We start from the raw sequence: 17,101 nt of genomic DNA on the forward strand, positions 1-17,101 counted from the left end.
CACACCGAGCAAAAGCCCGGCCGCAATGCGGCCGGGCTTTTTTCTTATCGATCGGCTGATGCGATTGTCGGCGGAGCGGTGGGGGCGTCATCGATGAGAAAAGTCTTCCGTTTCCTTTCCATGTTGCTGGCGGCGATCGTGCTTGCAGCGGCCCTCGGCACACTGGTGCCGCGCCCGCTCTGGCCGGCGGCATCCACGGGCGAGGGCACGCGCCACATATTGGTGCTGAAGAACCCCATCCATACCGACATCGCCATTCCGGTGAACGACACCGTGCGCCAGCGCTTCCACTTCCTGGCTGACGCTGGCCTTCCGGCCGACGCGCCCGAGGTTCGCTATCTGGTCTTTGGCTGGGGCGGCCGCGCCTTCTATCTGGAAACACCGACCTGGTCGCAGCTGAAAGCCGTACCGGTGATGAAGGCGCTGACGCTTGACACGTCGGTCATGCATGTCGATGTCGCCGGCGATATCGTCGAACCGCATCCCGATGTCGCCGGCTTCGACATTGGTGAGGACCGGTTCGCGGCATTGCTCGATTTCATCGCGGCGAGCTTCCAGCAGGGGCCGAACGGTCCGGTCGTGATCGAGAATGCGCACTATTCCAGCTTCGACCGCTTCTATGAAGCGAAAGGCCATTTCAACGCGCTGGTCGGCTGCAATACCTGGACCGCCGCCGCGCTACGTACCGCCGGCATGCGGACCGGCTGGTGGAACCCGCTGCCGGTGTCGCTCGGGCTGTCGACGCGACTGTATAACTAGTTTGCTTGCCAGCCATAAAGCCAGTCGAGATCCGTCGCGAGCTTTTCGGGGGAGCGCATATTGAGGAACAGGTTGCGGACGATTGCCACCGGTCCCGCGGCATGCCAGGCAAGGTGGTTGAGGGCGCCGCGCCGGGCGACTTTGGCGACGCGCGGCCGCCGCAGATTTTCCCAGACGAGGAGGCCTCGCGCCGGATCGGCGGGAAAGGCGGCAAAGGAGCCGGCAAGCGTCGCCGCATCCTCGATCGCCATCGCCGCGCCTTGTGCCGCGAAGGGTGTCATCGCATGCGCCGCGTCGCCGATCAGCGCGATGCCGTCCGGCGTTGTCCAGGGCTGCTTCTGCTCGACCGTATGGAGCGGCCAGGTCAGCCACGGGCCGGCCATTTCCAGTAGTCTTGCAAGGTCCGGCGCGGTGCCGCGCGTTGCGGCGGCGAGGATGCCGGGATCGGCATGGCCGGACCAGCCCTCGGCCATACGCTCGCCCCTGGTGAAGACGACGAGGTTGAAGGCGTCGCCCCTGCTGACGGGATAGGCGACCATATGGAAGCCAGGATGCAGAAAGGTCGTCACACAGTCGGCCGCGCCGATCGCGGCAAAGGCTTGCCCGGCGGCGCTGTCAACCGCGACGGTGGTGCGCCAGGCCAGCTCACCGGAAAAACGGCTTCTTGGCGATGTTGTCCCCCTGGTCGAATCGACAAACGCGCGCACCGACGACCAGACGCCATCGGCGCCGACCAGCAGGGCGCCTTCCACCTCGAGTGTCTTGCCGTTGATCTCGACACTTGCCGTGACGCCATGGGTCCCCATGGTAATGCCGCGGACGCGCGCGCCGGTGGTGAGATGAATGTCCGGCAGCTCGGCAACGCGCGCCATCAGCACCGCCTGCAGGTCGGCGCGGTGAGCCACGAGGTAGGGCGCCCGCCAGCGCGCTTCAGCGGACTGTCCAAGTGGCACGCGCGCCAGTTCCCGCAACGTCGCTGCATCCTTCAGCACCACCGCTTCGGGCCGCACCGCTGTTGGCAGCAGCCGGTCGAGCACGCCGAACTGGCGAAGGATGCGCGTTGCATTGGGAGAAAGCTGGAGGCCGGCGCCTACCGCGTCCATGCGCTGCGCCTGTTCGAACACTTGCACGGGGTAGCCGTGTGCGGAGAAGGCCAGCGCCGCGGTCAAACCGGCGATGCCCGCCCCGGCGATAATGACTTGCCGGGAGCGTACGTCGTCCATTTGCTGCCGGTCGCTGGAGATCAGGCGGCCTGGTCGATGTAGAGGCAGCCGGACGGCAGCGTTTCCGTCGCCCTCAGCTTTGGCGAATAGCGGTAGAGCGTCGAGCAGTAGGGACAGACTTTCTCATTGTCGTCACCCATGTCGAGAAACACATGCGGGTGGTCGAAAGGCGGGTTTGCGCCCGTGCACATGAATTCCTTGACCCCGATGTCGATCGCCGGATGGCCGGCATCGTTCTGGAAATGGGGAATGGAACCGCCTGCCATCGTCGTCTCCTTAGCGCAGCCTCGTCTGCATCTGGATCATATCAGGCCTCTTTGCAAGTTCGATGAAATCAAACTGTCGCAAAAGCCTGTCAGACAACTGTCGCAAAAGCCTGCCACAGGGTAAGTTAAGCCGGTTAACCGGCTGAGGCGGGGCAAGAGCAGGGACCATGAACGAACTGAAGCCGGTACAGAGCGAATTCATCAACATCGAGGCGGCAAGTCCGGAAGGCGGCAATCCGGACCGTTTCGTCAATCGCGAGTTTTCCTGGCTGCAATTCAACCGCCGCGTGCTCGAAGAATCGCTGAACACCCATCATCCGCTGCTGGAGCGTGTCCGCTTCCTGTCGATCTCGGCCGCCAATCTCGACGAATTCTTCATGGTGCGAGTCGCCGGCCTCGCCGGCCAGGTGCGTGAGGGCATCGTGCTGAAGAGCCCTGATGGCCGCACCCCCGAACAGCAGCTCGAACAACTGCTGCGCGAGGTCGAGCGGCTTCAGGAAGATCAGCAAAAGAGCCTTTCGACGCTCACCGTGCTGCTCAACAAGGAAGGCATCGAGAGCATCACGCGAGATGCGCTGACCAAGGACGAGAAGGTCTGGCTGGAAGAGCATTTCCAGGACCAGGTGTTCCCGGTGCTCACCCCGCTGTCGATCGACCCGGCGCATCCGTTTCCGTTCATTCCCAATCTCGGCTTCTCGATGGCGCTGCAGCTTCGCCACCGCAAGAATGGCGAGGAGATGAGCGCGCTTCTGCGCCTGCCAGTGGCGCTGAAACGGTTCATCCGTCTGCCGGATCGCAAGCGCCATGTCCGCTTCATCCCACTTGAGGAGGCGGTTGGCCTCTATATCGGCAAGCTGTTCCCCGGCTATGAAGTCAAGGGCTCAGGCACGTTCCGCATCATCCGCGACAGCGATATCGAGGTCGAGGAAGAGTCGGAAGATCTCGTGCGCCTGTTCGAGACGGCGCTGAAGCGCCGCCGCCGCGGTTCGGTCATTCGCATCGAATTCGACAAGCTGATGCCAAGCGAATTGCGGGACTTCGTCGCCGGCGAGCTTGGCGTTTCGTCCAGCCGCATCAGCGTGCTGACCGGTCCGCTGGCGCTCAGCCAGATATCCGAGATCGTCTCCGTTCCGCGCGACGACCTGAAGTTCACGCCCTACAATCCGCGCTTTCCCGAACGCATCCGCGAACATGGCGGCGACTGCTTTGCCGCCATCCGCGAGAAGGACATCATCGTCCATCACCCCTACGAATCCTTCGACGTGGTGGTGCAGTTCCTGCGCCAGGCGATGGCCGATCCCGAAGTGGTGGCGATCAAGCAGACGCTTTACCGCACCTCCAACGACAGCCCGATCGTGCGCGCGCTGGTAGACGCGGCCGAGGCCGGCAAGTCGGTGACCGCGCTTGTCGAGCTCAAGGCGCGCTTCGACGAGGAAGCCAACATCCGCTGGGCGCGTGACCTCGAGCGCGCCGGCGTCCAGGTCGTGTTCGGCTTCCTCGAGTTGAAGACCCACGCGAAAATGTCGCTGGTGGTGCGGCGCGAGGACGGCAAGCTGCGCAATTACGTGCATCTGGGCACCGGCAATTACCATCCGGTCACCGCGCGCATCTACACCGACCTGTCCTTCTTCACCACCGACCCGACGATCGCCCGCGACGTCGCCCAGCTGTTCAATTTCATCACCGGCTATGCCGAGCCGACCGCCGAAATGCGGCTGGCGATCTCGCCGTTCACGCTGCGCAACCGCATCCTGCAGCACATTTCCGACGAAGTCGCCCATGCGCTCGAAGGAAAGCCGGCGCGCATCTGGATGAAAATGAACGCGCTTGTCGATCCGATCATCATCGATGCGCTCTATGATGCCAGCCGCGCCGGTGTCGAGATCGACCTCGTGGTGCGCGGCATATGCTGCCTCAGGCCGCAAGTGCCAGGGCTGTCGGAGAACATCAGGGTCAAATCGATCGTCGGCCGGTTCCTGGAGCACAGTCGCATCTATTGCTTCGGCAATGGCCACGGCCTGCCGTCGGACGAAGCGATCGTCTATATCTCCTCGGCTGATCTCATGCCGCGCAATCTCGACCGCCGCGTCGAGACCATGGTGCCGATCACCAATCCAACTGTGCATGAACAGGTGCTCGGCCAGATCATGCTGGGCAACATCATGGACAATCAGCAAAGTTTCGACGTATTGGCTGATGGAACCTCCCGGCGCGTCGTGCTGGAGGAGGGCGAGGAACCGTTCAACGCGCAGGAATATTTCATGACCAATCCGAGCCTGTCCGGACGGGGTGACGCGCTGAAGTCGCATGCGCCCAAGCGCATAGCGCAGTTCAAGCGCCGCAAGAAGAACGCAGCAGCGTCCACCTGATGCTGTCTGATTCCCAGGGCCGGCTGCACGACCGCCGACCGCTGTCCATCATCGACATCGGGTCGAATTCGATCCGCCTCGTTGTCTATGAAGGGCTGGCGCGCTCGCCGACCATGCTGTTCAACGAAAAGATGCTGGCTGGTCTCGGCCGGGGCATCGTTTCGACCGGTAAACTCGACCCCGAGGCGGTGACGCGCTCGATGGAGGAGTTCCGCCGCTTTCGCGCGCTGTCCGACCAGGCCGGCGCCGAGCACATGTATGTGTTGGCCACCGCCGCCGCCCGCGAGGCGATCAACGGTCCCGACTTCATCCACCGCGCCGAGGAGGTGCTGAAAACCGAAATCCGCGTGATCAGCGGGCGCCAGGAAGCCCATTATTCGGCGCTCGGCGTCATTTCGGGTTTCCACCCGGCCAATGGCATCGCCGGCGATCTGGGCGGCGGTAGTCTCGAACTGGTCGACGTGGCCGGCGAAGTGATTGGCGACGGCATAACGCTGCCGCTGGGCGGCCTGCGCCTGCAGGACATGGCAAAGAACTCGCTCACCCAGGCACAGAAGATCGCGCGTGACGAGCTGGCGAGGGCCAAGCTGTTGAAAGGCGGGCAGGGCCGGCCTTTCTACGCCGTCGGCGGCACCTGGCGAAACCTCGCCCGGCTGCATATGGAGATGACCAACTACCCGCTTGGCGTCATGCACCACTACGAAATGTCCGCCGACAGCGCGACGAACTTTCTCAAGCAGGTAGCCAAGGCCGAGATCGAGAAGGTCAAGGGGATCGAAGGCGTCTCGAAGAACCGGCGCTCGCTGCTGCCCTACGGCGCTGTCGTGCTGCAGGAGATCATGGCGGCGATGCAGCCGTCGAAGATCATTGTTTCGGCACTCGGTGTGCGCGAAGGCTTCCTCTATTCGCTGCTCGACGAAGCCGAGCAGAAGGCCGATCCTTTGATTTCGGCATCCGAGGAACTCGCCCGGCTTCGCTCTCGCTCGGTCACCCACGCGCACGAGCTGGTCGATTGGACAGCCAAATCCTTTGCAGCCTTCGGCATCGATGAGACCGAGGACGAGGCGCGCTACCGCCACGCCGCCGCATTGCTGGCCGACATCGGTTGGCGCGCGCACCCGGAATATCGCGGCAGGCAGTCCCTCAACATCATCGCCCACGCCTCCTTCTTCGGCGTCGACCATCCCGGCCGTGCCTTCCTGGCTTTGGCCAGCGCCTATCGTCACGACGGCATCTTCAACGAATCGATCGCCCCGGAAATCAAGGCGCTGGCGACGCCGCGCTACCTCGATCGCGCTCGCGTGCTGGCGGCAATGATGCGCGTGGTCTATCTGCTCACGGCCTCTATGCCCGGCATCATGCCCAGGCTGAAATGGGAGCAGCGCGGCAATGGCGTGCTGGCGCTGGTGTTGCCGGCGTCGTTGGCCGATCTCTACGGCGAGCGGCCTGCCGGCCGGCTGGCGCAACTTGCGCGGATCACCAACCGCAGGCTCGTGCTGGCGGTAGAGGGTGGGCCGAGCATGACTGTGAAGTAGGCTGGGCCTTAGACGGGATCACGTCCGTCGGCCGACCAGGCTCCGGCGCCGGCCATAGCCAGCGCCAGGAAGCCGCCTGATATCGCAATGTCCTTCATCAGCATCTGCTGGTGCAGAAAAGCGAGCGTCGCATCGTCGGCACCCTGGCCGTAGTGGCCGATGAAGCCGGCAACGACGCAGAAGGCCGCCAAGAGCAGCGCCACGATCCGGGTCTGGAAACCGATGAGGATCAGCAGTCCGGCGATCAGCTCGAACAGGCCCGTGCCCCAGGCGGCAAGCGCGGGCAGCGGCAGGCCGAGGCCGGCAAGATAGCCCGTCGTGCCGGCGATATTGGCGAGCGCCTGGAAGCCGGACGGTACGAACAGCACGGCAAACAGCAGCCGCGAAATCAGAAGCAATGCGTTGCGGGCCATGGCCACCTCCCTTGCCGGCGCCCGATCGGGCCTAGCCGGCCGCCATGCAGTCTACGCCTGCGCGGCGGCGGCCGAAACCGGCGCGCCTTCTATTTCCAGACAACGAAAAAGCGGCGCGAAAAATTCCGCGCCGCTTCTGTCAAGGCTTTGGAGGAAAAGCTCAGCCGCGCTTGGCGTCGATCGAATAGGCGCCGGCGCCAGACGAAGCCAGCAGCAGGAAGCCGCCGGTGATGGCGAGGTTCTTGAGGAACTGGATCATCTGCATCTGGTCGGCCCAGCCGGTGTGGGCGACCAGCCCGGTGGCGACCGTGAATATGGCGAGCACCCAGGCGGCGATCCTGGTCTGGAAGCCGAAGAGAATGGCAAGGCCGCCGAGGAGTTCGATCAGGCCTACGACGACGGCCGTTACCGTCGGCAGGGGCAGGCCGATGCCGCCGAAATAGGCGGCGGTGCCGGAAATGGCGGTCAGCTTGCCGAAACCGGAAAGCAGGAAAATGACCGCGAGCAGGATGCGGCCGAGCAGGATGGTGACAGAGCTGTTCGACGCGGTGCCGGCGGCGACGGTGGAAGTGTTGATGGACATGGTGGCTCTCCGAATGGGTTGAATGACCCACAGATAGACAATGCCGACTGTTCACCAAAGCCGTCTATCCGGCGACACATCGTTCACAGGCCGTATGTTCCCATGATCGGCCAAGAAGCGCGAAATTCGTGTCGGATGATGCGGTGACGGGAGTAAATTCTCCCGCCGCGAAACACCTTACCCCGGATGCGTCATATCCTCCGGCCGCACCAGTCGGTCATAGTCGGCCTCGCTGACCAGTCCGGTGGCCAGCGCCTCCTCGCGCAGCGTCGTACCGTTCTTGTGCGCCGTCTTGGCGATCTTGGCGGCGTTGTCGTAGCCGATGGTTGGCGCGAGCGCCGTCACCAGCATCAGCGAGCGGTCGAGCGCGGCCTTGATGTTGTCTTCCCGCGCCTCGATGCCGACCACGCAATTGTCGGTGAAGGAGACCGACGCGTCGGCGAGCAATTGCACCGACTGCAGGAAATTGTAGGCCATCAGCGGATTGTAGACGTTGAGCTCGAAATGCCCCTGGCTGCCGGCGAACGTCAGCGCGGCATTGTTGCCGAACACCTGCACGCAGACCTGGGTCATCGCTTCGCACTGCGTCGGGTTGACCTTGCCCGGCATGATCGACGAGCCGGGTTCGTTTTCCGGCAGCGCCAATTCACCGAGGCCCGAGCGGGGCCCCGAACCGAGGAATCGGATGTCGTTGGCGACCTTGAAGAGTGCGGCGGCCGCGGCGTTGATTGCGCCGTGCGAGAACACCATGGAATCGTGCGCCGCCAGCGCCTCGAACTTGTTCGGCGCGGTGACGAAGGCGATGCCGGTGATGGCGGCGATGCGATCAGCCACCCGCTCGGCAAAGCCGACCGGCGCATTGAGGCCGGTGCCGACAGCGGTGCCGCCCTGCGCCAACTCCTGCAGGCCGGGCAGCGTCATTTCGATGCGCCTGATCGAGGAGGCGACCTGCGCCGCATAGCCGGAAAATTCCTGGCCGAGGGTGAGGGGAGTGGCATCCTGCGTATGCGTGCGGCCGATCTTGATGATGTGGTTGAAGGCCCTGGCCTTGGCGTCCAGCGCCTTGTGCAGGTGTTTCAGCGCCGGCAACAGATCGTGCACGATGCGCTCGGCGCAGGCGATGTGCATGGCCGTCGGATAGGTGTCGTTCGACGACTGGCTCATATTGACGTGGTCGTTGGGATGCACCGGCTTCTTCGACCCCATCACGCCGCCAAGCATCTCGATTGCCCGGTTGGAGATCACCTCGTTGGCGTTCATGTTGGACTGGGTACCGGAGCCGGTCTGCCACACCACCAGCGGGAAATGGTCATTGAGCTTGCCGTCGATGACCTCTTGCGCCGCCTCGACAATCGTCTTGCCGATCGCCGGATCGAGCCGCTTCAGGTCCATGTTGGCTTCCGCCGCCGCCCGCTTGACGATGCCGAGCGCGCGCACGATCGAAGCCGGCTGCTTTTCCCAACCGATCTTGAAATTGCCCAGCGAGCGCTGCGCCTGCGCGCCCCAATAGCGGTCGGCGGCGACCTCGATGGGGCCGAACGTATCGGTTTCGGTTCTGGTCTTTGGCGTGCTCACAGGGTCTCTCCTTGTCGAAGTCGGCAACGGCGTATCGCGTTGCACAAATGGCTTCAAGCAGAGATTGCGGACGGCAAGGATGCAAATCGGTTGAAGAATACGCTTCCTATGAAGGGTCCCGCTGCATGTTCGCGGAACTTTCTTCTTCCTTGACCTAAAGGCCGCGGCGGCCAAATCCGGTTGGACCTGTGGGGCGCCTCGCCTGTGGCGCTGGATTTGCGGGATCCTTCGCGCTGGCTCGCTGTTCCGGCCTGGCGGATAGCGATTGCTGCCGCATAGAGCGTTCGGCCGCCATACGGGAGATGTGGGCGCCGAGGTCGCTCCTCGATTCCTCCGCACCGGGTGGGGGACCATAGTCGTTGTTGCCGTCTGAGCCGGAGAAGAAGCCGCATTCGACGAGCACCCATAGTCCGCCGATATAGGGGAGGAACAACAGCAAGGACCATCGGCCGGATTTGTCGAGATCATGGTACCGCTTGATCGTCGCGGCGAAATTGACCCAGAGTGAAAGTGCAGCGCCGATGAGCAGCACCAGATTGGCACTTGGATTGTCTGAGGGAAACGCTCTTAGCCTGTGTCCGGTCGATGCACCTTTGACATGGACCAGGGCGGCAACGGTCACAACCAACAGGATCAGCACCGCAAACTGAGCCAGCCACCATCGCCCACGTCCAATGCGCCCGGAAAATCCAAACAAAAGATTCATTTGCAACCCCAACCGGTAATAAGGGCAATATTTATCGTCTATGTAAAAGGTCGCTAAATGTACTCTGATTCAACAAGGGGCGCGATTGGTCGATTATTTGAATGGTTAATTGATATAAAATTCTATTTTTAGATAGTTTGGTATTTTACAATGCGCGCGGCCTGCCCGGTCTCGCGGAGGCCGGCAGCCGGTGCTCACCCCGCTATATATATCCACCATCCACCGCAAAGATCGCGCCGCAGGTCCCGCGGCCTCATCGCTGGCTAAATAAGGAGCCATCCCGGCGAGGTCGTCGTCGGGACGGCCGATGCGGCCCAGCGGATAGCTGTGCTCGACATGGGCCTTCAGCTCCGCCTGTGCCTCGGCCGGCAGATTGTCAACGGTTTTGCGCCGCATGGCTGTATCGACCGTGCCGGGCGCGATGCCGTTGACACCGGGATTGTCTAGCCCTTGCATCCGCGGCGCCGACGGGATAGCCGCGTTGATCGAAATGGGTCGGGGGGAGAGCGTCTTTAAAAATGGCACCGCTCAAGATGGGACTTAAAGCGCTCCCCATCGATGTCGACGTGGTCGAGATTGGCAGGCCCTTCCTGTCCGGCCTCAATCGCGGCGAGATCCACTGCCGTTTCGAAGGCGGCAAGCTCAAGGTGCGCTCCCGTGCCGCCTGGCTTGAAAGGCATGTGCAGGTGCTGACCTTGATAGCCGAGGCGTTGGCATCCCTTGGCGTCCGCAGTCTGCCGCCCTTCTATGTACTTCTTGGCGATACGCCGTCGCGCCGCAGATATCGCCGTTTCCGCACGCGTTTCGCTTTCTCTTCAGCCGATGGCTATAGCGAGGTAGCAGCGCCGGACTTCGTCTTCGATGGCTGGCCGGATGCGAAATTCGACGACTATGACCAGAAGACGCGGGCGATGGCGGTCGCATCGGAAGAGCCGCCGCGCGATGACAGATTGTTCTGGGCGGGCCGCTGCATGAACGGTGCCCGCCGACGCGTCGTCGAGATCGCTTCTGCCCGTCCGGACCTCATCGAGGCCTATGACACCGAGCCGAACTATGATGTCGCTACCAATCGGTATTCCGCCAAATTCATGACGATGGAAGACCAGGTTGCCAGCTACAGGTACATGATTGACATCGAAGGGGCGGGCTACAGTGGCCGCTTCAAGATGCTGCTCCACACCAAGCGCGTGGTGTTCCTGCAGGATCGGCCGTGGCGCGAGTGGTTCTTCGACGATATCGAGGCGTTTCGCCACTATGTTCCGGTGGCGCGCGACATGTCGGACCTGGTCGAACGCATCGAGTGGCTGCGCACCAATCCGAAGCTGGAAGCCGAAATGGCCGCGGAGGCACAGCATTTCGCACGGACCCGCCTGACGCGCTCGGCGGCCGTGGCGGCCTGGGCGAAGCTCCTGGCGGATCATGCTGCCGCTAGTGGCAATCTAAAATCCGGTCGGCAGCGGCGCAAACGCCCTATCGGTTGGCCGGCCACATAAGCGCGTTTGTTGCTCGGCATGTGGTTCGCAAGCCGGGCCGATTTACGCGCTGACCGTTTCAGCTCCGCACATGGCCAGTCGCGCGGCGACAAAATCCATGACCTGGCGGATCGCCTGTTCGCGCGAGACGCTGCCCGGCTCCAGGCCTAGCCGCAGCCAGAGCCCGTCGATCAGCGCGGTGACGCCGAGCGCGATGTCGTCGGCGTCCCTCGGTGAGGCAAGACCGTGCAGGGCGGACAACAGGTTCGAGCGCATGCGCGCGTGCAGCACCTTCTGGATGCGCGCCAGCTTCTCGTCGCGCGGCACCTCGGCGCAGAGCGAAAGCCAGGCGTGACAAAGAGGCGGCAGGAACAGATGCGCCTCGAAATTGCCCTCGATCACCGCATCGAGCCGCTCCATCGGCGTCCGTGCCAGGCGAAGCCGCGCGACCACCGCGTCGCGCAGCACGGCGTTGGCTTCCCGCATCGCATGCTCGAACAACTCCTGCTTGTTGCGGAAATAGTGCAGCACGATGCCCTTGGAGGCGCCGGCATGGGCGGCCACCTTTTCGAGAGTCGCACCCGCGATACCTTCGCGCTCCAGCACCGCGAAAGCGGCCTGCCGTAACTCTTTGCGGCGTATGTCGCTCAGACGCTTTAATTTCACGGCTTCCATCCACGCATTGCGAATCCAAGTTGACATTTTCGTCCGTCTAGATCAACAATTGACCAGTGGGACAATAAAAAGACCAATTGGTCAATTTAGTGATGACGAGGAGAATCGAAATGGTCCGCATGCTTGCAAATGGCGTCTGTCTTGCAGCCCTGATGCTGGGCGCTCATGCGGCCCAGGCGGCCGAGGCCGAGCAGTGCCGGGCGGTGCGCATGGCCGAACCGGGCTGGAACGATCTCGCCTTCACCACCGGCGTCGCCAATGTCTTGCTCGGTGCGCTCGGCTACCAGCCGCAAAGTTCTGTGCTGGGCATCAACGTCATCTACGAAGGCATGAAGAACAACGATTTGGACCTGTTCCTCGGCTATTGGGATCCGGCCATGGTCACCTATTACGAACCCTACAAGAAGGATGGCACGGTCGAGAATGTGCGCGTCAATCTCGAAGGCGCCAAATACACCTTCGCCGTGCCGACCTATGTCTGGGATGCCGGCGTCAAGGACTTCGCCGACCTGCACAAATTCGCCGACAGGTTCGGCAAGAAGATGTACGGCATCGAGCCCGGTTCGAACCAGCTGATGATGGACGCCATCGCTGACCCGTCGCTTGGTCTCGACGGCTGGCAAGTGGTCGAGTCGAGCGAGGCTGGCATGCTTTCCGAGGTCGGCTACGAGATCAAGGAGAAGCAGTTCATCGTCTTCCAGGGCTGGGCCCCGCATCCGATGAACACCATGTATGATTTCAAGTATCTGACAGGCGGCGACAAATTCTTCGGTCCGAACTTCGGCGCCGCGACGGTGACGACGCAGGTGCGCAAGGGCTATCTGCAGCAATGCCCCAATGTCGCGCAATTTCTCAAGAATCTCGCCTTCGACATCGATTTTGAGAATGTCGGCATGGGCTATCTGATCAATGACGGCATGAAGCCGGAGGACGGGGCGCTGAAGGCGATCACGCTGAACAAGAACCGCCTCGACGCCTGGCTCGCTGGCGTCACCACCTTCGATGGCAAGCCCGGCCTTGCCGCGGTCAAGGAAAAGCTCGGCCTGTGAGAGCACCGGCATCGGATGGCCTGCCGGGGCAGGGCGCCTTGCCGCAAGCGGACGCCTGGGCCGGGCGCAAGCAATTCATCAACGCCGGCGGCCTCGAGACCGCCTATGTCGAGATACCAGGCGTCGAACCCGCGCTGGTTCTGGTGCATGGCTTCACCGATACCAGCCGCAGTTTTTCGCTCCTGGCGCCGTATCTGGCGGGCCGCCGGCTGATCATGCCCGACCTGCGCGGCCACGGCGCATCGCAAGCCGGCCACGGCTTCGGCATCGCCGACTTCGCCGACGACATTGCGGACCTGATCCGGCATTTGCAGCTCGACCGGCCTGTCGTCGTTGGCCATTCGCTGGGCGCCATGGTGGCCATCGCCCTGGTTGCGCGGCATGACGACCTCATCGGCGGACTGGTGGTCCTGGCCGGTACGTTGAAGCCCGATTTCGCAAGCGATCATCCGCTGGTCGCCGGTGTCCAGGCCCTGCGCGACCCGATATCGCCGGCCGATCCGTTCTATTGCTGGTGGCACGCCTGTCGGTCCGGTGTCCCCGAGCCGTTCCTCGCCGGCCTGGCGAAAGACGCATCGGCCATGCCCGCGGCGCGCTGGCGTGCCATCCTGGAGGAGATTCGGCAGGCTGACCTGACCGGTGCGGCGCAAAACGTGCGGACCCCAACGCTCATCATCGCCGGCGCCTACGATCCGCTGTTTGGCGAGGCGCATCAGCAGGCGCTGTTGCGTTGCCTGGCAGGAGCAAGCTTCGTGCGTGCCGAAGCGTGCGGCCACAACCCGCATTGGGAGGATCCGGCATTTGTCGCTGAGGTGATCGGCGGGAGGTTCGGGAACGGATAGATCCGCTGGTACCCTGCCGGACTTCATTGGTCGATCAGGTTTGGAGTCGATCAGGTCTGGCGGCTTTTACTCGGCCAGCGGCTTGATCGTCTCGTAGCCATTGACCGCTTCCGCGCTGGTGCCTTCATCATAGCGCCGGGCGAGGGCGGCTTGCAGATCGGGCGCGTAGAGCGCGGTGAAGGCATCGATCGTCTCGCCGGCTCCATTCTTGAAGGTCTCCTTGACGGCGAGCACATTGTACTTGCAGTCGCCCAGGCTGAAGGTTTCCTTGCCCTTGACGTCCAAGGTCAGCGTCTTGGTGCTCTTCGGCTGCTTGCCCGGCGACAATTCGACGAACTCGATCGTGCTCTTGGCTCCCGTCTTCAGTGGAAACAGTGTTCTGAGATCGGAGAACGGGATCATTGCCATTCGGCCGGTGTCGCTGTCGCGAAAAACCTCGATCAGGCCGGCAAACAGGAATTGCTTCTGCGGTGATTGCGATTCGTAAGTGTTGGCGACGGAGACCATCCCGCCCGCGACGGGCCGAAATTCGCTTTGGATGCCGGGCCTCGCCAAAACAAACCCATTCTTGGCCGATTTCGCATCGACGCAGGGGCCGCCATGAGCCGCACCGATGGTGAGCAGGATCGTCAACATCGTGCCGGCGGATACAGTCTTCAGGACACTCTCCCTTGCCATGGAATCCCCACCCTGGGGGCCCGTGAAAATGGCAGACACCGGTCGCCATGTCGATGATCGGACCGCCATTTCACGTTCAATATCGCGGACTGAACTTTACGCCAGGCCGCTCTCCATGCTGAAATTCCGGGTATGATGAATCACCGTTCCCCTGTATTGCTTTCAAGACGCAGCTTTCTGGTGCAGGCTGCCGGTCTTGCCGCAACTGGTGCACTGTCACATCAAGCGTTCGGCCAGACCGGGCAGCGCATCCAGCCGATTGACGCGACCTTCCTCTTCATCGCCGATGTCCATGCCTGCCGCATGGCCAGCGGCCTGAGCCCCAACTGCCAGCTGGAGGGCAAAACCGACGCCGCATTGTTGCGCAGCGTCGCGGCACTGAACGCCATCGGCGACAGGGACTGGCCGGCCGAGATCAAGGGCGTCGCCACCGGCTTGCGTTCGGCCGGCAACCGGATCGGCATGCCGCTCGGCCTTGTCGTCGGCGGCGACATCACCGACGATGGCGGCGGCCAGATCACGCAGCCGAGCGAGGGCACGCAACTGCTGCAATTCAGCCAGCGCTACAGCCAGGGTGTCGGCCCGGATCGCGTCCACATGCCGGTCTATGTCGGGCTTGGTAACCATGATCTCGACCAGAACGGCCCGCCGCACCACGTCGACTGGTATCGCCGCGAAATGCGCGATTATGTCGAGGTCAATCACCGCGCTGGTGTCTTCTTCAAGCCGCCCGTGCCGGCCACCGGCTACGATGTCGACACCGACTGCTATTCATGGGACTGGGGCGGCTTGCATCTCGTCCAGACGCATCGTTTCGCCGGCGACACCGGCCATGGCGCCGACAGCAGCCTGCCATGGCTCAAGCAGGATCTGGCGACCTATGCGGCGGATGGCCGCCCGGTCATCCTTTTTCAGCACTACGGCTGGGATACATTCTCGACGGAGCGGTGGGATCCCGCCAAGCGCACTTACGACGACGACGGCGCCGGCCCACCGCATTGGTGGGGCGAGGCCGACAGGCAGGCACTGCTGGCGGCGCTGAAGGGCTACAATGTCGTCGCCATCTTCCACGGCCACCAGCATGAACAATCGCTGATCTACCGTCGCGAGGGGCTCGACCTGTTCAAGCCGAAGGCCGCCTATATGGGAGGGTTCGCCGTGGCCAGGGTGACCAGCGACGGCATGGATGTGGTGCTAGGCGAGGCGGCCGATGATCACGGCGAGGTCACCTTCACCGACGCTTTCAGCAAGGGCTGGAGCACATGAAAAAGGCGGCCTTGACGGTCGCCCTTCACGGTAGGCTACGGCATCTCCCAATGCGGGATTAGAGTGCCTTCTTGACCTTGTCCTTCACGTCGCCATAGGCCTTCTGCACCTTGCCGGCGACCTTGTCGGCCATGCCTTCGGCTTGCGTCTGCCTGTTGCCGGTCGCCTTGCCGGTGGCCTGCTTGACCGAGCCCTTGATCTGCTTGGCTACGCCCGCGACCTGATCCTTGTTTACCATTTCGCATCTCCTGGGAGTTTGAATTCGGAGGAATTCGTACGCCGGGAGCAAACGAGCCAGTGGCGGTTATGTTCCGAGAGTTGTTGCGAAGCTAGATGCATGCGCGCGGCCGCTTCCTGCGGCAGGGCCGGCGGGCTAGTGTGTGTCTGCGCACCATGCGCATGGGGAGAAAAATGGCTGAATTCCTGCTCTACATCGGCAACAAATGCTTCTCCTCCTGGTCGCTCAGGCCATGGGTGGCGATGAAGCATCTGGAGATCCCGTTCGAGGAGGGCTTCGTGCGGCTGCGCACGCCCGAGACCTTTGCCAACCTGGCGAAAGTGTCGCCGACCGGCCAGGTGCCCGTGCTGAATCATAATGGCAGGATCGTCTGGGAAACCCTTGCCATCCTTGAGTATCTTGCCGATCTGTTTCCCGAGAAAAAACTCTGGCCCGATGACATCGGTGCTCGTGCCTTGGCGCGCGCGGCGGCGACCGAGATGCATTCCGGCTTTCGCGAGGTCCGCTATGGCTGGCCGATGAATCTTCGCAGGCCGAAGGGTCACAAGCCGCTCGACACCGAGGGGGAAGTGCAGCGGGCGCGCATCGAAGCGCTGTGGCGCCAGTGTCGCGAAAAATACGGCAAGGGCGGCCCCTTCCTGTTCGGCCATTTCACCGCCGCCGATGCCATGTACGCGCCGGTCGTCACCCGCTTCGACACTTATGGCGGCGAACTGGCCCCGGATACGCGCGCCTATGTAGACGCCGTGCTGGCGACGCCGGCGATGCGGCACTGGTATCAGGAAGCGGCGAAGGAGCCCTGGCCGGAGCCGGGGCCGGACGAATAGGTCAATCGATGCGCTGAGCATCGATGGTAGATTGACGGCGTTTTGGAGGAGGACCCATGGCCAGCAACGACGGATCGCTCACAGCGCCGTTGATCTTTCATTGCCGGCTGATCCCGCCTCGACCGGATTTCGCCTTCACCATGACCGAGGAAGAAAAGAAACTGATGGGGCGGCATGCCGACTACCTGCGCGACAAGCTGCGGGAGGGTATCATGATCGTGGCTGGCCCGGTCGCCGACCCGGCCGGCCCGTGGGGGCTATTGATCCTGCGTGTAGGGAGCGAAGCCGAGGCGAGAGCCGTGATCGCTGGCGATCCGGTATCGCGTTCTGGCCGCGGTTTCCACTACGAGATCCTGCCGCTGATCAGCGCCATCGTATAGCCAAGCTCGCGGCCTGGTTTCGGCCTCATGGCACATACAAGAACGCCTCTCGCACCGATTTTCGCGCGAGAGGCGTCCTTTTTGTCAGCTTCCCAGAGATCGCTCTCTTAAATTGCCCGACACCGTCGCAATGCGTCGGCATGGAATTGACTCCGGGCTTTGTGTGTTTTTGGGGGCCTTGTCTTTCGGCTGCTTCGCCAGTTGAGGTCTCATGTTTAAGCAATCATGGGTTGAATTTAGGTTGA

At 62.7% G+C, this 17,101-nt stretch carries 19 protein-coding genes; 9 read left to right on the forward strand and 10 right to left on the reverse strand.

Going from position 1 to position 17,101, the window contains the following annotated elements:
- Window positions 1–93 precede the first annotated feature (93 nt).
- Window positions 94–759, forward strand: a complete 666-nt coding sequence (locus A3AU_RS0124820) for a TIGR02117 family protein (protein WP_027055286.1) — start codon at window positions 94–96, stop codon at window positions 757–759.
- On the opposite strand, the gene A3AU_RS0124825 is transcribed toward A3AU_RS0124820, so the two are convergent.
- A complete protein-coding gene (locus tag A3AU_RS0124825; RefSeq protein ID WP_027055287.1) occupies window positions 756–1,982 on the reverse strand; it encodes an FAD-dependent monooxygenase in 1,227 nt (408 codons plus the stop codon). The genes A3AU_RS0124820 and A3AU_RS0124825 overlap by 4 nt on opposite strands.
- Window positions 1,983–2,002: 20 nt before the next feature.
- The gene (locus A3AU_RS0124830) at window positions 2,003–2,248 is read right to left on the reverse strand and encodes a zinc-finger domain-containing protein (protein ID WP_027055288.1); all 246 of its coding nucleotides are present in this window, start codon (window positions 2,246–2,248) and stop codon (window positions 2,003–2,005) included.
- Between the two features lie 167 nt (window positions 2,249–2,415).
- On the opposite strand from A3AU_RS0124830, the gene A3AU_RS0124840 reads away from it, so the two are divergent.
- Window positions 2,416–4,617 (forward strand): RNA degradosome polyphosphate kinase, encoded by a 2,202-nt coding sequence (locus A3AU_RS0124840; protein WP_027055289.1) that lies wholly within the window; start codon window positions 2,416–2,418, stop codon window positions 4,615–4,617.
- On the forward strand, window positions 4,617–6,152 hold the full coding sequence (ppx, locus tag A3AU_RS0124845; RefSeq protein ID WP_027055290.1) for an exopolyphosphatase: 1,536 nt from the start codon (window positions 4,617–4,619) through the stop codon (window positions 6,150–6,152). Before A3AU_RS0124840 ends, ppx begins: the two co-directional genes overlap by 1 nt.
- 8 nt (window positions 6,153–6,160) lie before the next feature.
- Here ppx and A3AU_RS0124850 read toward each other — a convergent pair whose 3' ends face one another.
- The 5 genes from A3AU_RS0124850 to A3AU_RS0124870 form a co-directional block, all read right to left on the reverse strand.
- Window positions 6,161–6,565 (reverse strand): DoxX family protein, encoded by a 405-nt coding sequence (locus A3AU_RS0124850; RefSeq protein WP_027055291.1) that lies wholly within the window; start codon window positions 6,563–6,565, stop codon window positions 6,161–6,163.
- Window positions 6,566–6,725: 160 nt separating this feature from the next.
- The gene (locus A3AU_RS0124855; RefSeq protein ID WP_027055292.1) at window positions 6,726–7,148 is read right to left on the reverse strand and encodes a DoxX family protein; all 423 of its coding nucleotides are present in this window, start codon (window positions 7,146–7,148) and stop codon (window positions 6,726–6,728) included.
- A gap of 177 nt (window positions 7,149–7,325) precedes the next feature.
- On the reverse strand, window positions 7,326–8,723 hold the full coding sequence (fumC, locus tag A3AU_RS0124860; protein WP_027055293.1) for a class II fumarate hydratase: 1,398 nt from the start codon (window positions 8,721–8,723) through the stop codon (window positions 7,326–7,328).
- 154 nt (window positions 8,724–8,877) lie between these two features.
- Window positions 8,878–9,429: a DUF805 domain-containing protein gene (locus A3AU_RS1000000137340; protein ID WP_051355457.1), complete on the reverse strand. Its 552-nt coding sequence runs from the start codon at window positions 9,427–9,429 to the stop codon at window positions 8,878–8,880.
- 105 nt (window positions 9,430–9,534) lie between these two features.
- Window positions 9,535–9,885, reverse strand: coding sequence for an SDR family oxidoreductase (locus tag A3AU_RS0124870; protein ID WP_027055294.1), 351 nt, complete (start codon window positions 9,883–9,885; stop codon window positions 9,535–9,537).
- A gap of 62 nt (window positions 9,886–9,947) precedes the next feature.
- Between A3AU_RS0124870 and A3AU_RS0124875 the strand changes: the two genes are divergently transcribed.
- On the forward strand, window positions 9,948–10,922 hold the full coding sequence (locus A3AU_RS0124875) for a glycosyl transferase family 90 (protein ID WP_027055295.1): 975 nt from the start codon (window positions 9,948–9,950) through the stop codon (window positions 10,920–10,922).
- Window positions 10,923–10,964: 42 nt separating this feature from the next.
- On the opposite strand, the gene betI is transcribed toward A3AU_RS0124875, so the two are convergent.
- Window positions 10,965–11,603 (reverse strand): choline-binding transcriptional repressor BetI, encoded by a 639-nt coding sequence (gene betI, locus A3AU_RS0124880; RefSeq protein WP_081709661.1) that lies wholly within the window; start codon window positions 11,601–11,603, stop codon window positions 10,965–10,967.
- Between the two features lie 83 nt (window positions 11,604–11,686).
- Between betI and choX the strand changes: the two genes are divergently transcribed.
- Together choX and A3AU_RS0124890 are read left to right on the forward strand one after the other, a co-directional pair.
- On the forward strand, window positions 11,687–12,625 hold the full coding sequence (gene choX / locus A3AU_RS0124885) for a choline ABC transporter substrate-binding protein (RefSeq protein ID WP_027055297.1): 939 nt from the start codon (window positions 11,687–11,689) through the stop codon (window positions 12,623–12,625).
- On the forward strand, window positions 12,622–13,467 hold the full coding sequence (locus A3AU_RS0124890) for an alpha/beta fold hydrolase (protein WP_051355458.1): 846 nt from the start codon (window positions 12,622–12,624) through the stop codon (window positions 13,465–13,467). Before choX ends, A3AU_RS0124890 begins: the two co-directional genes overlap by 4 nt.
- A gap of 66 nt (window positions 13,468–13,533) precedes the next feature.
- Here A3AU_RS0124890 and A3AU_RS0124895 read toward each other — a convergent pair whose 3' ends face one another.
- Window positions 13,534–14,145, reverse strand: coding sequence for a hypothetical protein (locus tag A3AU_RS0124895; RefSeq protein WP_245235565.1), 612 nt, complete (start codon window positions 14,143–14,145; stop codon window positions 13,534–13,536).
- Window positions 14,146–14,277: 132 nt separating this feature from the next.
- Here A3AU_RS0124895 and A3AU_RS0124900 point away from each other — a divergent pair, with 132 nt between their 5' ends.
- Window positions 14,278–15,411 carry a metallophosphoesterase gene (locus tag A3AU_RS0124900; protein WP_027055300.1) on the forward strand — a complete coding sequence of 378 codons (1,134 nt, stop codon included), beginning with the start codon at window positions 14,278–14,280 and terminating at the stop codon, window positions 15,409–15,411.
- Window positions 15,412–15,469: 58 nt separating this feature from the next.
- Here the strand turns inward: A3AU_RS0124900 and A3AU_RS0124905 are convergent, their stop codons facing one another.
- Window positions 15,470–15,649, reverse strand: coding sequence for a CsbD family protein (locus tag A3AU_RS0124905; RefSeq protein ID WP_027055301.1), 180 nt, complete (start codon window positions 15,647–15,649; stop codon window positions 15,470–15,472).
- Window positions 15,650–15,822: 173 nt separating this feature from the next.
- Here A3AU_RS0124905 and A3AU_RS0124910 point away from each other — a divergent pair, with 173 nt between their 5' ends.
- Together A3AU_RS0124910 and A3AU_RS0124915 are read left to right on the forward strand one after the other, a co-directional pair.
- Window positions 15,823–16,476, forward strand: coding sequence for a glutathione S-transferase family protein (locus tag A3AU_RS0124910; protein ID WP_027055302.1), 654 nt, complete (start codon window positions 15,823–15,825; stop codon window positions 16,474–16,476).
- A 56-nt stretch (window positions 16,477–16,532) separates the two neighbouring features.
- The gene (locus tag A3AU_RS0124915) at window positions 16,533–16,856 is read left to right on the forward strand and encodes a YciI family protein (RefSeq protein WP_051355459.1); all 324 of its coding nucleotides are present in this window, start codon (window positions 16,533–16,535) and stop codon (window positions 16,854–16,856) included.
- Window positions 16,857–17,101 lie beyond the last annotated feature (245 nt).

The sequence above is a fragment of the Mesorhizobium erdmanii USDA 3471 genome, assembly GCF_000472705.1.
In the GTDB taxonomy this organism is placed as follows: domain Bacteria; phylum Pseudomonadota; class Alphaproteobacteria; order Rhizobiales; family Rhizobiaceae; genus Mesorhizobium; species Mesorhizobium erdmanii.